Below are 13,105 nucleotides of genomic sequence, written 5' to 3'. Positions count from 1 at the left end.
AGAAAACGTCACAAACTATAAAAAAGAGGCTCAGTTCAACACTGGGCCTCTTGCTTTTTGCCCTCAAATTCCGTCAAAGAAAGGCAATTCTCAGCGCCATCGATAAGATGCGCAGCTGATTGGTACAGCACGCACACCCAATGGGGACTGAACATGAAATCAGCTGTCATTCTCTTTCCCGGTCTAAACCGCGACCGAGATATGCTAACCGCACTTGAAAACATTACTGGAACCAAGCCCCATGCGATCTGGCATGGCGAAGCGGATATTCCAAAGGTCGATTTGGTTGTGATCCCCGGCGGATTTTCATATGGCGATTATTTGCGTGCTGGCGCAATCGCCGCACGCTCACCAGCCCTTAAAGCGGTTAAAAAACACGCCGATGCTGGCGGCCTAACTTTGGGTGTTTGCAACGGCTTTCAAATTCTCACTGAAGCCGGGCTTCTTCCCGGCGCGTTGATGCGCAACCGAGACTTGAAGTTTTTGTGCAAAACGATTCATTTAAAAGCAGAAAATACCATCAGCGCGTTCACCAACCAATATGCTGATCATCCCGTCGTGCCCTGCCCCATTGCCCACCATGATGGCAATTACACAATTGACCCAGACGGGCTAAAACAACTTCAAGACCAAGACCGCATTGCTTTCCGCTATTGCGACGCCGACGGCAACACCAGTGTCGCAGCAAATCCAAATGGCTCCATCGACAATATTGCTGGAATAATGAACGAGCGCGGCAATGTGCTCGGCATGATGCCTCATCCTGAAAACTTGATCGAAAATGCACATGGCGGCATTCAAGGCCGCTACATCTTTGACAGCCTTGTAAAAGCGGTGGCTTAAATGTTGAAAAATCAAGATATCGAAATCACCAAAGACTTGATCGCAGAACACGGCATCAATGATGAAGAATATGCCAAAATTCTTGAGCTGATCGGTCGCGAGCCGACTTACACTGAGCTTGGCATTTTCTCGGCCATGTGGAACGAGCACTGTTCTTACAAGTCATCAAAACTTTGGCTTAAAACGCTGCCCACCAAAGGCGAGCGCGTTATCCACGGGCCGGGCGAAAATGCCGGTGTTGTCGACATTGGTGACGGCCAAGCGGTGGTTTTCAAAATGGAAAGCCACAACCACCCTTCGTTCATTGAACCATACCAAGGCGCAGCAACTGGCGTTGGCGGCATTTTGCGCGACGTGTTCACTATGGGTGCGCGACCGATTGCGGCCATGAACGCTTTGCGTTTCGGCGCACCGGAGCACGAAAAAACACGCCACCTTGTGTCTGGCGTTGTTGAGGGTGTCGGCGGATATGGCAACTCATTCGGCGTGCCCACCGTTGGCGGCGAAGTTGAATTCGATGCGCGTTACAATGGCAACATCCTCGTGAATGCCTTTGCGGCTGGCTTGCTCGATACCGATAAAATCTTCTTATGCGCTGCTAAAGGCGTAGGGCTCCCCATCGTTTATCTTGGCGCGAAAACCGGACGCGATGGCGTTGGTGGCGCGACGATGGCATCTGCCGAATTTGGCGATGACATTGATGAGAAACGCCCAACTGTTCAAGTGGGTGATCCATTCACAGAAAAATGCCTGCTTGAAGCTTGCCTTGAACTGATGGACACCGGCGCGGTGATCGCCATTCAAGACATGGGCGCGGCTGGCCTCACCTGTTCTGCGGTGGAAATGGGCGCGCAAGGCAATCTCGGGGTTGAACTGAACCTCAACGATGTGCCAACACGCGAAGAGAACATGACGCCCTATGAGATGATGCTCTCAGAAAGCCAAGAGCGTATGCTCATGGTGCTTGACCCAGCAAAAGAAGATGTGGCCAAAGCCGTCTTCACCAAGTGGGAGTTGGATTTCGCCATCGTTGGTAAAACAACCGACGATTTGCGCTTCCGCTGCATTCATGACGGTATTGAAGTGGCGAACTTGCCAATCAAAGATCTTGGCGATGAAGCCCCTGAATATGATCGTCCACGGTCTGAATACCCTGCGCCGCCAGCGCTTGGCGATGTTCCAGCCGATCTAGACATTGAAAAATCACTGCTTACCCTTATTGGCAATGCAAATGGTGCCTCCCGTCGTTGGGTTTGGGAACAATATGATACGCTCATCCAAGGTAACTCCGTGCAACTTCCGGGTGGCGACGCGGGTGTTGTGCGTGTTGAAGGTGCTGACGGCAAAAAGGCCCTCGCCTTTTCCGTTGATGTAACGCCACGCTATTGCGAAGCAAATCCACGCGAAGGCGGCAAGCAAGCCGTTGCGGAATGCTGGCGAAATCTTTGCGCCGTCGGTTCGCTTCCATTGGCATCAACTGACAACTTGAATTTTGGCAATCCAGAAAAGCCAGAAATCATGGAACAGTTCGCCCAATCCATTCTCGGCATTGGCGATGCGTGTCGCGCGCTCGACTTCCCAATCGTTTCAGGCAACGTGTCACTTTACAACGAAACAAATGGCATCGGCATTTTGCCAACACCTGCAATTGGCGGCGTTGGCTTGATGGCCGACTGGTCAAAAATGATGACTCAAGACTTCAAAATGCAAGGAGATGTCATTCTTTTAGTTGGTAAAAATGGGACCCACCTCGGCCAATCCGCCTTGTTGCGCGATTGCCTTGACCGGGTTGAAGGCGATGCACCAGCCGTTGATTTGGAAGAAGAAGCCAAAAACGGCGCGTTCGTACGCAACCTGATCGACGACGAATTGCTGACAGCGTCGCATGATTTGTCCGACGGTGGCTTGGTCGTTGCACTCGCCGAAATGGCAATTGCTGGCAATATCGGCGCAAAAGTGGACGCAGCGACAAGCCTTGAAAATCTGTTCGGTGAAGACCAAGCACGCTATTGCATCACCGCAAAATCTGCTAATATCGACTCAATTCTGGCAAGCGCTTCAAAGCAAGGTGTAACAATCACCAAGCTTGGAACCGTGGGCGGCGATCACCTAACGGTGGGCGACGCTGTTAGTCTGAAAATTGATGATATGCGTGCGGCGCATGAAAGTTGGTTCCCTGACTATATGGCAGTGGAAGCGGCCGAGTAGCCGGACGAAACCAAAAGGAATTGGCATAAACATGTCTATTGGTACCGCAGAAATTGAACGTTTGATCACTGACGCTATTCCGGGCGCGAATGTACACGCCGAAACCGACGACGGCCATCACTATACAGCCACCGTGGTCGCAGATGCATTCAAAGGCAAATCACGCGTGCAGCAACACCAAATGGTCAATGCCGCCCTTAAGGCAGTGCTAGACGATGGCTCACTGCACGCCCTAGCGCTTAAAACCAACGCACCGGAATAATTCGGTGCGCACTGTCTTATTCGATGTGGATGGGGTGCTTATTCATTCGATGTTTCACCCCGATCCAGCCAAACGCCGGGTTTGGAGTGAGCATATCGAAATGGATTTCGGGATTGATCGCGACATTTTCAATCAATTTTTCCGATTTGAAAACTTTGCACCCATTATCCGAGGTGATCGACCCCTCGTTGAAGCTCTGGACGAATTCCTGCCCAGCATAGGCGCAAAAATCGATAGTCTTGACCTCATCGCCTATTGGTTTGAAAATGATACGCCCTTAAACTACACGCTTCTGCAAGGCATTAAGCGTCTGCAAAGAAGCGCCGACGTGCAGGTGCATCTGGCGACGAACCAAGAACATTTACGCGCTTTCCATCTTTGGCGCGAACTGCGGTTCAACCATATCTTTGACCGAATTTTTTATGCCGCACGCCTCAGGGCGGTAAAGCCTGAAGATAATTTCTTCATACGCGTAAATGAAAAGCTCGGCCCACAATCTGAAGAACCATTATTCTTTGACGACAGCCAAAAGAATATCGATGCGGCCAAGCAACACGGTTGGGACGCTGTGCTGTTTGAAACCGAATCTGACTTCTTCAACCATCCTTGGATCAAAGAACAATTGTCATGAAACACATCATGAACCCTTGGGACAACGGCGTCATCATCCGTCCTTGGGACGAAGAAGATAGTGCTGCCATGGCCGACATCCATCGCCGCGCGATATTGGCGACCACGGATGAGTTACTCACCCAAACCCAGCGTGAAAGTTGGGCCCATGGCTTGGATGGAAATGGTTATGTAGAGAGTGCAAAAAAGGGCGAGATTTTCACCGTCGCAGTAGACGAAAACGACAAACCGTTGGCCTTTTGCGGCTACCGGAATAATGAACTCTATGGCCTATTCGTTGATCCCGACCACCAAGGCAAAAATATCGCTAGCCGCCTCATGTCCCGCGCCATTGCCAATCTACTCCAGTCACGCCCAGAAAAACTTGTGCTTGAATCTAGCCTGGCCGCAGCAATGTTTTACGAAACCCGTGGGTTTAACATCATTGGTGAACGCACCGTGGATACCCGTGGGGGTGGCACCATGCCTGTTTTGGATATGGAAACCGACCCAATCGAATATTCGACCGATATAGGACCACATACTGGACGTGAATTAGAACTGATGCTTAAGGGCGAAAAGCGGCTCGCTTGGTTTCAAGATATGGACCCGATCGAAGCCTTTGCCCCCCACGTTGAAGCAGGCATCATTTGTCGATTTGAGTGGCATGACTGGACCAAAAACTTCTATTTAACGCAGAAAGACCACTTGCCAACAAACGTGATCTGGCCAGAACCTGCATTTTACTTTCTTCCCGGTGAGGAAAACCGAGTAGAAGAATTTATGGAAATTCGCGCAGACTACGAAGTAGACGGACCCGGATGGCACCTTCAGCGAGAGCGTCGCATCGGCGAGTTGTTGGACTATCCAGAACAAGCAATTCAAGCGTTCATTGCCCAAGTGCAATTACAAGCAAAAAATGGTGATGCCATCATTCTCGACAATTGAACGCCGATATTCTAAATAGTGGACAAACACTTTCACATTTAGTGTGTTCACATTTAGTGTGCGGCCCCTTCCGGCCACTACAAGAAGACCCAAAGGACATTTACTATGAGCGACATCAACGCATTCATCGACGAGCAGATAAAAAACAATGATGTATTTTTGTTTATGAAGGGCTCACCTGACTTTCCGCAGTGTGGCTTCTCTGGCCAAGTTGTGCAAATCATGAGCTATCTTGGTGTGGAATATGCAAGCGCGAACGTGCTGGAAAGCGACGAGCTGCGCGACGGCATTAAGGCCTACACAAATTGGCCAACCATCCCTCAGCTTTACGTTAAAGGCGAGTTTGTTGGCGGGTGCGACATTATTCGTGAGATGTTCCAAGCTGGCGAATTGCAAACCCACCTCACTACGAACGGCATCGCCGTAAAAGAAGCGAGCTAATTAATGTCACGTCACTGGACCGTTTATCTTTCTGGCGAAATTCACTCGGATTGGCGTGAAACCATTGAGGCTGGCGCACAAGCTGCTGGCCTCGCGGTTTCATTTACATCCGCAAACACCGATCACGCTTCAAGCGATGATTGCGGCGTGGCGATTATGGGCGCAGAAGACAAAAAGTTTTGGCACGACCACAAAGGCGCAAAACTAAACGCCATCCGCACCCGCACATTGATCGAAGAAGCAGACTTGGTGATTGTGCGGTTCGGCGACAAATACAAACAGTGGAACGCTGCATTTGATGCAGGCTTTGCCGCTGCAAATGGCACGCCACTGGTCATCATGCATGGTGAAGACCACCAACATGCATTGAAGGAAGTTGATGCGGCGGCCCTAGCCGTGATCGAAACGCCTCAACAAGCAATCCAAATTCTCGCCTACGTCATCAACGGCGATATGCCAAAAAATAAATAAATTAGATATCGGCGGGCTTGTGTTTAACATGTCCGCCAATCATCCTCATGGCACCCCATCCACCAAGGCGATCTGCCATGCGCATAAATCCAAAAACCAACAAAGTTGAATTCATAATTCTTATCGCTCTATTGATGGCCCTGAACGCGGTTGCCATTGATATTATGCTGCCTGCCCTGCCCATTATTGGAGCGGAACTAGGCGCAGCGAGCGCAAATGATCAGCAATTTGTCCTTACGCTTTATTTGGCTGGGTTTGGCATAAGCCAACTGTTTTATGGGCCTCTTTCTGATTCTATTGGGCGTCGTCCAACGGTCTTCATCGGTATCGTCCTTTTTATGATCCCTGTCGCAGCTGCGCCTTGGGCACCCGATTTCACATGGCTATTGGCATTGCGCTTCATCCAAGGGCTTGGCGCCGGGGCCTCGAGGGTCATAGCAATGGCCATTGTGCGTGACAGTTTTGAAGGTCGTGCGATGGCTCAGATCATGTCATTCATCATGATGATCTTCATGGCTATGCCAATTATCGCCCCTAGCCTTGGCCAAGCCATCATCTTGGTCACAACCTGGCATTTCACATTCCTATTTATGGCTATGATGGCGATCATAACTTTAACGTGGGCCTATTTTCGATTGCCAGAAACACTACCCGACGCTCAAAGAAGTCCGTTTTCATTCAAACCGATAATGCGCAATTTCGGCCTCGTACTTCGCACGAAATATTCAATCGCCCTCACATTCGCCAATATGTTCTTGCTTGGAACGTTGCTGGGATTTTTGGGTATTTCGCCCTTAATCTATCTCGACATCTACAATCTTGGGCCGATCTATCCGTTGATGATTGCACTCACCGCATCAAATTTGGCCATAGCATCGCTGATCAACGCCCGGATTGTCGTGAAATTTGGACCTGAGCGGATTGCCTTTATCGCCAATTGCGGCTTTGTCATTCTCGCCTCCATTTGGGCCATCGCAGCCTGGCAGATGACTACACTTCCACTTTGGCTATTTGTTGGGCTTCACCAACCAATCATGCTTTGCTTTGGTTTTGCAGGCACCAACCAAATTACTGCTGCCATGCAGCCCTTGGGCAAAGTCGCAGGAACAGCGTCATCAACCATTGGTTTTTTCCAAACAGCAGGTGGCGCACTTGTGGGCGCGAGCATCGGGTATTTTTATGATGGTAGCATTTTGCCGGTTTGTTTGGGATTTGTTGTCTGCGGCTTGCTTTCGCTTGCCCTGATGCAACTTGCAAAATCAGCGCCCCAACCAAAACAATCAGCGGCTCAAGCGAAATAAACGTCACCCACCCAAATAGCAATCGGCACGGTGAGGAATGAAACGACCGTTTGCACGGTCAATGTCGCAGAATATAGCCCTGCATCGCCGCCCATTTTCTTGGCCAAGACATAGCCGTTCATCGCAGCAGGTACAGAAGCCAAAATCAGCAACACCTGTGCTGACATACCGTTGAGGCCAAATATGAAGCAAAGCGTGCCAGTTAAAATCGGCACCCCCAACAAACGACCAAGCACCCCCGCCCACATTTCCTTGCTGGGGCTCAGCGCGGCTTTCAAACTTAGCCCAGCACCCAGCGCCAACAGGCTTAGCCCAAGCGCTGCCTTCCCCAGCAAATCAGCCATGGTGATAATTGGCTTCCACACGGGAACACCCGTCAAGCTGATCAGCAATCCAATAATTGCGGCTAAAAAGATGGGGTTTTTAAAAACCGTCAGCATAACGTGCTTCAAGCTGAACGATTTTCCGTCAGCAAACGCCACCAGAACAACAATGTTGACGAACTGATTAATCGGCACCAGAACCGCAAATGATAACGCGATTACCGCCGCACCAGCATCGCCAAATAGCTCCAGTACAATTGCTAAGGCAATGAAGCCATGATATCGGCTAACGGTTTGAAAAATGGTCGTATATTGTGGGTTCTTCGTTCCCCAAAACCGCACCAAAACTGGGCGTATCGCCAACAGCACCATCGTTGTTAAAAACACCGCCAACAACATGACAATGGAAACGGCGCCCAATTCGATTTGGCTGAAATCCGCATTGATCATGGTGCTGGCCAAAAGAGCGGGAAACAATATCCAAAAACACAGTTCGTCGACGATCTGCCATTTGTCCGCCGCAACAAAATTACTTTTGCGCAAGCCAAATCCAAGCATAACAATCGCAAAGATGGGCAGGATATTTTCAAAAGCGGTAAGCATAGGGAACCTTGATCATTAGAAGACCATCAAAGATGCGGGAAATCCCACCGCTACGCTGATCCCCTGCATGTGTCAAACCAATTGGTCAAACCTATTGCAAATCTCGTTTCCAACTGACATTGTTTGAAAAAATGATTATTGATGTCCGCCGCAATTCTTTGGCCCGACAATCACCAAAAATTTTAAAACCCACGGTCTGCAGCCTCTTTTCGTGGCTGAGATTTATTCCACACCGGAGAATGCATGAAATTCGCGAAGCTGAATATCCAAGATAACCGTTTTGAATTTATCGCCCTTGCGGCCCTTGTGATGGCGCTAAACGCGTTGGCGATTGATATTATGTTGCCCGCACTCCCCGAAATTGGGGACGCTATTGCGGTCGCCAGCGAAAACCACCGGCAATATGTAATTACCAGCTTTCTTATCGGGTTTGGCATCAGCCAACTGTTTTTTGGGCCACTATGCGATGCGATTGGGCGTCGGCGGACGTTCTTCATCGGCGTTGTCATTTACATCATCGCAGCTCTGCTGGGTTCGATGACTGAAAGCTTTACCGCAATGATCGCCATGCGGATCATTCAGGGCGTTGGCGCGGGTGCAACCCGTGTTGTCGCCCTTTCAATGGTGCGCGATAGCTTCGCTGGCCGGGCCATGGCGGAAGTCATGTCCTTAATTATGATGGTCTTTATGGTCATGCCGGTCTTAGCGCCAGCGTTTGGCCAATTGATCATTTTGGTGGGCCCTTGGCAGTGGATTTATCTCGCGATGGTGGTCATCGCCACTTTTACACTGGTTTGGGTCGCTGTCCGATTGCCAGAAACACTGAAACCGGAAAACCGTCGAGCCTTTCGCCCGACTATCATTGTGGAGGGTTTTCGCTTGGTCTTCACCAACCGGTCCGCCCTGATGTATGGCGTTGCCAACATGGTGAAAATTGGTGCGCTCTTTGGGTTTTTGACCGCATCTCAGCAAATTTATGGCGAATTGTATGGCTTGGGCGCCCTGTTCCCGGTAGCGTTTGGGTTCATCGCAATTGTCATGGCTAGCGCTTCGTTTTTTAACTCACGATATGTTGGCCGTTTTGGCATGCGGCTTCTTTCGCATTCTGCCCTGATCGGTTTTGTCGGGCTGAGTGCAATTTGGTCAGCTTTCGCCTATTGTGACGCCCTTCCCCTTTGGTTGTTCATTGCGTTGCAAGCGCCCATTATGTTCCTGTTTGGACTAACTGGCACCAACTTCAATTCGCTTGCCATGGAGCCATTGGGTAAAGTTGCGGGCACTGCTGCGTCAGTATTTGGATTTATGCAAACCGCTGGTGGTGCCCTGCTTGGCAGCATTATTGGCCAGTCATATAACGGAACTGTGCTGCCAATCGCCCTTGGATACCTCGTGTGCGGTGCGATCAGTTTGGTCTTCGTACTTATTGCTGAAAATGGCACTTTATTCCAAGCGCAACACGACCCCATATGATTTGCTAATGAGGCAATCAGATAAATTCATTTGTCGCCTGCGCCGCACAGAGGCAAGCTGATGCATAAGTCATTTGATGGGGATCAATAAGTGAGCAACACAAAATCAGCGGTTTCAACTGCCTTGCCAGTTATCATTGTTGCCGGCTGCATAATCGCCATGGCATCTTTTGGCGTCCGCTCAACGTTTGGGCTTTTTACGCTTCCTGTCACCGCAGAATTTGGCTGGGGCCGGGAAGTTTATGGCCTTGCCTTGGCTGTTCAAAACCTTGTTTGGGGGCTGATGCAGCCCATCGCCGGGGGCATGGCCGACAGATACGGCACGGCCAAAACCCTGTCGCTTGGCGCGCTGATATATGCAGCAGGTCTTTTGTTGATGGCGACCGGTGGATCAGAAGCTAGTCTTTATCTTGGTGGTGGCGTTCTTGCTGGCATTGGTATTGGTACAGCTTCATTCGCTGTGGTTATGGCTGCATTTGGCCGAGCCGTTCCCGCTGAAAAACGAAGCTTCGTCTTCGGCATTGCAACCGCCGCATCATCTGCAGGACAATTTGTGTTCGCCCCAATCGGCCAACAATTCATCAACGGGTTTGGTTGGCAGACCACGCTGATTTATTTCGCAGCCATACTAATGCTCATCCTGCCTCTGTCGTTTGCGTTGAGAGGAAAAACCGAACATGCCGAGGGTGACACCGAAGACATGTCGGTTGTCGAAACATTGCGTCGCGCGTTTAAGCACCGCTCTTACAATCTGCTGGTGGCTGGCTTTTTCGTGTGCGGTTTCTATCTCGCATTTGTGACCGTGCATATGCCAGCTTATTTGGTGCAATGCGGGCTTTCACCTGATGTTGGCAGCTGGGCTCTTGCCCTTATCGGCCTCTTCAACATTGTAGGGTCACTAACGTCGGGCTATTTGGGCGGCAAAGTGCCCAAACAGTTCCTATTGGCGTCAATTTATCTTTCGCGAGTTGTTGTAACCGGCCTCTTTTTGCTTATTCCCGTTAGCGAAGTCTCTGCCTATATATTTGCTGCATTTACTGGCCTTTTATGGCTCGCAACGGTGCCGCCGACAGCGGCCCTCGTATCCGGATTTTTCGGACCCAAATATATGGGTATGCTCTACGGCTTCGCGTTCCTTTCACACCAAGTCGGCTCGTTCTTTGGTGTTTGGCTTGGCGGCGTTGTTTTCGATCGCACCGGCTCATATGACCTTGTTTGGTATTTGGGCATATTGCTTGGCTTGGCCGCAACAGCTCTGCATATTCCAATTAGCGAGAAACGCTCAGATCGCTTTAAGGCGATGGCCCCGGCAGAATAGGTCAATCAGACTTTGCGGTTAACCCTGCAAAGTCAAACAACGTATGATCTAGCATATGCGACGGGTTGATGTTGGCCAGGGCTGACATCATCCGGTCTTTACGCCCGGGATCTGCTTTTTCCATATCAACCAGCATTTTTTTCATCATCACCCGCTGCAATCCGTCTTGCGAACCACAAAGGTTGCACGGGATAATCGGGAACTTCATGTAATCTGAGAACTTTTGTAAGTCTTCTTCGGCGCAAAAACTGAGAGGGCGAAGCAGTGTTAAGTCACCCTCGTCATTCAACAACTTTGGTGGCATCGCAGCCAATCGACCTCCATGAAACATATTCATCAAAAATGTTTCTAAAATATCGTCCCGATGATGGCCCAACACCAGCGCAGAACAACCCTTCTCCCGCGCCACGCGATATAGGTTTCCACGGCGCAACCGCGAACATAGGCCGCAATAAGTCGCGCCAGTTGGCACCTTTTCTTTCACCAAGGAATAGGTGTCTTTATACTCGATATGGTGTTCCACCCCCAGCGAACTTAGATAGTTCGGCAATATTTCCTTGGGGAACCCGGGCTGACCCTGGTCCAAATTGCAGGCGATCAGTTCAACCGGCAACTCGCCGCGCGCCTTCAAATCCAGTAATATGGCCAATAAACCATATGAGTCTTTTCCGCCAGAAAGTGCGACTAGCCATTTAGCCCCTGGCTCAACCATACCGAACAACCGCATCGCTTCGCTGGTTTGGCGCAGCAACCGTTTGCGCAATTTCTTGAACGTCACACCATTCGGCATGGCCTGAAATATAGGCTGTGAGGTGCTAGAAGCTATAGGTGCTTGTTCGTTCACGAAGTATCCATCCCATGGTTAGGCGCAGCGTTAGCGTTTTTACCTCGAAAAAGAAAGAGTTTAGCCGCAATTTGCCAGCACCAAACAACCAGTCGCCCATCTCACCAATTCAATCAAACTACTCACAATCACGTATAACGACTTGCAACTTAACGAATGTGAATGAAATATGACAGCGAGAACATATATGATGGGGGAGTCGCTTTATGTTTCGTTCTTTTTTTCCAATGCCAAAGATATTCTTTGGTTCGGCTGTCGTTTGGGCCGCTGTTTGCGTTTTGATCTGGTATGCACTGGGCAGTCAGTTACAAGCATTGATCAGCCTTGATCCGGTTCTAACACCCGACGCGGGTGAAGATGCTGCGCCATTCTTGACCAATCAGAAGGTATGGCTCTACCAATTCATCACAATGGCCACTTACGGCTTTTGCCTTCCATGGTTCTTTATCGACCGCAACAAGTGGTTCTGGTGGTCCGTCGTTGGAACTGCGACGATTGTTTTAGTTCTCTTTGCGCAAGTTCAGGTTAGCGCTTGGCTCAACGACTGGTACGGTTCTTTTTACAACCAAATCCAACAAGCGTTGGCGGAACCTGGATCCGTTTCTATCGAAAAGTTTTACGGTGATTTGATACCGGTTGCCTATATTCTATTACCCAACATCGCTGTGGCGGTTCTAATTGCGTTCTTCACCGGTCATTATATCTTTCGATGGCGCACAGCGATGAATTTTTACTACATGGAGTATTGGCAGGACGTTCGGACTGTTGAGGGCGCATCTCAGCGTGTGCAAGAAGATACAATGCGATTTGCATCTAGCGTGGAAGACTTGGGCGCAGATTTTGTTGGCTCTCTTATGACACTTGCAGTGTTTTTGCCCATTTTATGGACTTTATCCCAACAAGTTGCAGAACTGCCTGTACTGGGGGAAGTTTCAGGTTCTTTAGTTTGGGTCGCAATCGTCTCAGCGGCATTTGGCACCGTTTTGCTAGCAGCCGTTGGCTTCAAATTGCCAGGCTTGGAATTCAACAACCAAAAAGTTGAAGCGGCATATCGCAAGGAGCTAGTTTACGGCGAAGACAGTGCTGAATATGCAGAACCGAAAAAAGTTGCCGATCTGTTCGGCGATGTGCGTAAAAACTATTTCAGGCTCTATTTCCACTACATGTATTTCAATGTTGCGAGATATCTATATCTGCAAGGTGCCAATTTTTTCCCGCTAATCGCACTAGGCCCCTCAATAGCAAAGGGCGTCATCACGTTTGGCGTTCTTCAGCAAGTCTTCAACGCTTTCGGTAGAGTAGAAAACTCGTTTCAGTATCTTGCCAATTCGTGGACACAGATTATTCGATTGATTTCCGTCTACCAACGTCTTCGCAAGTTCGAAAAAGAAATTCCTCGTTGATCGAACGACACCGCAAACAAAAAGGCCGCCCAGTGGGCGGCCTTTTCAAATTCTCTAGTGTG

General features: G+C 49.7%; 13 protein-coding genes. 11 read left to right on the top strand and 2 right to left on the bottom strand.

Annotated features, from left to right (window positions below; translation table 11 throughout):
- Positions 1-153 precede the first annotated feature (153 nt).
- The 8 genes from purQ (at position 154) to ACSHWX_RS04025 (ending at position 7,083) form a co-directional block, all read left to right on the top strand.
- Entirely contained in the window at positions 154-843 is a 690-nt protein-coding gene (gene purQ / locus ACSHWX_RS04060) for a phosphoribosylformylglycinamidine synthase subunit PurQ (protein ID WP_435666908.1), read from the top strand.
- Positions 844-3,051: a phosphoribosylformylglycinamidine synthase subunit PurL gene (purL, locus tag ACSHWX_RS04055; protein ID WP_435666907.1), complete on the top strand. Its 2,208-nt coding sequence runs from the start codon at positions 844-846 to the stop codon at positions 3,049-3,051.
- A gap of 31 nt (positions 3,052-3,082) precedes the next feature.
- Entirely contained in the window at positions 3,083-3,313 is a 231-nt protein-coding gene (locus tag ACSHWX_RS04050) for a BolA family protein (RefSeq protein WP_435666906.1), read from the top strand.
- 4 nt (positions 3,314-3,317) lie between these two features.
- Positions 3,318-3,944, top strand: a complete 627-nt coding sequence (locus ACSHWX_RS04045) for an HAD-IA family hydrolase (protein WP_435666905.1) — start codon at positions 3,318-3,320, stop codon at positions 3,942-3,944.
- Positions 3,941-4,870 (top strand): N-acetyltransferase family protein, encoded by a 930-nt coding sequence (locus ACSHWX_RS04040; protein ID WP_435666904.1) that lies wholly within the window; start codon positions 3,941-3,943, stop codon positions 4,868-4,870. The genes ACSHWX_RS04045 and ACSHWX_RS04040 overlap by 4 nt, the downstream gene beginning before the upstream one ends.
- Positions 4,871-4,975: 105 nt before the next feature.
- A complete protein-coding gene (grxD, locus tag ACSHWX_RS04035; RefSeq protein ID WP_435666903.1) occupies positions 4,976-5,311 on the top strand; it encodes a Grx4 family monothiol glutaredoxin in 336 nt (111 codons plus the stop codon).
- Between the two features lie 3 nt (positions 5,312-5,314).
- On the top strand, positions 5,315-5,782 hold the full coding sequence (locus ACSHWX_RS04030; RefSeq protein ID WP_435666902.1) for a YtoQ family protein: 468 nt from the start codon (positions 5,315-5,317) through the stop codon (positions 5,780-5,782).
- 77 nt (positions 5,783-5,859) lie between these two features.
- The gene (locus tag ACSHWX_RS04025; RefSeq protein ID WP_435666901.1) at positions 5,860-7,083 is read left to right on the top strand and encodes a multidrug effflux MFS transporter; all 1,224 of its coding nucleotides are present in this window, start codon (positions 5,860-5,862) and stop codon (positions 7,081-7,083) included.
- Here ACSHWX_RS04025 and ACSHWX_RS04020 read toward each other — a convergent pair.
- Positions 7,071-8,009, bottom strand: coding sequence for an AEC family transporter (locus ACSHWX_RS04020; RefSeq protein ID WP_435666900.1), 939 nt, complete (start codon positions 8,007-8,009; stop codon positions 7,071-7,073). The genes ACSHWX_RS04025 and ACSHWX_RS04020 overlap by 13 nt on opposite strands.
- A 243-nt stretch (positions 8,010-8,252) precedes the next feature.
- Here ACSHWX_RS04020 and ACSHWX_RS04015 point away from each other — a divergent pair, with 243 nt between their 5' ends.
- Together ACSHWX_RS04015 and ACSHWX_RS04010 are read left to right on the top strand one after the other, a co-directional pair.
- Positions 8,253-9,479 carry a multidrug effflux MFS transporter gene (locus ACSHWX_RS04015; protein WP_435666899.1) on the top strand — a complete coding sequence of 409 codons (1,227 nt, stop codon included), beginning with the start codon at positions 8,253-8,255 and terminating at the stop codon, positions 9,477-9,479.
- A 90-nt stretch (positions 9,480-9,569) separates the two neighbouring features.
- Positions 9,570-10,796 (top strand): MFS transporter, encoded by a 1,227-nt coding sequence (locus tag ACSHWX_RS04010; protein ID WP_435666898.1) that lies wholly within the window; start codon positions 9,570-9,572, stop codon positions 10,794-10,796.
- A gap of 1 nt (position 10,797) precedes the next feature.
- Here the strand turns inward: ACSHWX_RS04010 and ttcA are convergent, their stop codons facing one another.
- Complete coding sequence (ttcA, locus tag ACSHWX_RS04005) at positions 10,798-11,622, bottom strand: tRNA 2-thiocytidine(32) synthetase TtcA (protein ID WP_435666981.1); 825 nt, start codon at positions 11,620-11,622, stop codon at positions 10,798-10,800.
- Between the two features lie 224 nt (positions 11,623-11,846).
- On the opposite strand from ttcA, the gene sbmA reads away from it, so the two are divergent.
- Positions 11,847-13,043: a peptide antibiotic transporter SbmA gene (gene sbmA / locus ACSHWX_RS04000; protein WP_435666897.1), complete on the top strand. Its 1,197-nt coding sequence runs from the start codon at positions 11,847-11,849 to the stop codon at positions 13,041-13,043.
- Positions 13,044-13,105: the final 62 nt, after the last annotated feature.

It is taken from the genome of Maritalea sp., assembly GCF_051251695.1.
Classification (GTDB): domain Bacteria; phylum Pseudomonadota; class Alphaproteobacteria; order Rhizobiales; family Devosiaceae; genus Maritalea.
The sequence above is the reverse complement of the archived record's forward strand: the minus strand, read 5'-3'. Positions and strand labels throughout refer to the sequence as shown.

Excerpts from the sequence above, each read along its gene's own strand:
- purL (WP_435666907.1), top strand. The coding sequence starts at position 844 with ATGTTGAAAAATCAAGATATCGAAATCACCAAAGACTTGATCGCAGAA.
- ACSHWX_RS04040 (WP_435666904.1), top strand. The coding sequence starts at position 3,941 with ATGAAACACATCATGAACCCTTGGGACAACGGCGTCATCATCCGTCCT.
- ACSHWX_RS04030 (WP_435666902.1), top strand. The coding sequence starts at position 5,315 with ATGTCACGTCACTGGACCGTTTATCTTTCTGGCGAAATTCACTCGGAT.
- ACSHWX_RS04015 (WP_435666899.1), top strand. The coding sequence starts at position 8,253 with ATGAAATTCGCGAAGCTGAATATCCAAGATAACCGTTTTGAATTTATC.
- ACSHWX_RS04020 (WP_435666900.1), bottom strand. The coding sequence starts at position 8,009 with ATGCTTACCGCTTTTGAAAATATCCTGCCCATCTTTGCGATTGTTATG.
- sbmA (WP_435666897.1), top strand. The coding sequence starts at position 11,847 with ATGTTTCGTTCTTTTTTTCCAATGCCAAAGATATTCTTTGGTTCGGCT.
- ACSHWX_RS04025 (WP_435666901.1), top strand. The coding sequence starts at position 5,860 with ATGCGCATAAATCCAAAAACCAACAAAGTTGAATTCATAATTCTTATC.
- purQ (WP_435666908.1), top strand. The coding sequence starts at position 154 with ATGAAATCAGCTGTCATTCTCTTTCCCGGTCTAAACCGCGACCGAGAT.
- grxD (WP_435666903.1), top strand. The coding sequence starts at position 4,976 with ATGAGCGACATCAACGCATTCATCGACGAGCAGATAAAAAACAATGAT.
- ACSHWX_RS04050 (WP_435666906.1), top strand. The coding sequence starts at position 3,083 with ATGTCTATTGGTACCGCAGAAATTGAACGTTTGATCACTGACGCTATT.